We start from the raw sequence: 311 nt of genomic DNA on the forward strand, positions 1-311 counted from the left end.
CCCGTTCGGCGGGGCGAGCGACGGATCGGTTTCCCAGTTCGCGAATGGCGACAGCAGCGCACTGGTGAGCGGAACCATTTTCGGCAATTTCACCGGCGATGCGACCGGCTCCGAGTTCTCTTCCACGTTCGCCGATACGCAGGTGTCGACCTTCGATGCGGACGGCGACCAGCGCAGCTTCGATCGCGAATATGCGTACGCGGAATCTAACGACCAGGCGGCGAGCGACAGTCTGCTTGCCGTGGATGGCGGACGGATCGAGGGTCCGGATGAGCACGGACCAGCAGCAGGATAGCCCTGCTCGCCAGCGA

At 64.0% G+C, this 311-nt stretch carries 1 protein-coding gene; it reads left to right on the forward strand.

All coding sequences use genetic code 11. From position 1 onward, the window contains the following. Window positions 1-295: hypothetical protein (locus AB1L30_RS14245; RefSeq protein WP_367014104.1), on the forward strand; the 295-nt coding region annotated here is incomplete at its 5' end. Between the last annotated feature and the right edge of the window lie 16 nt (window positions 296-311).

It is taken from the genome of Bremerella sp. JC817 (assembly GCF_040718835.1).
GTDB lineage: Bacteria > Planctomycetota > Planctomycetia > Pirellulales > Pirellulaceae > Bremerella.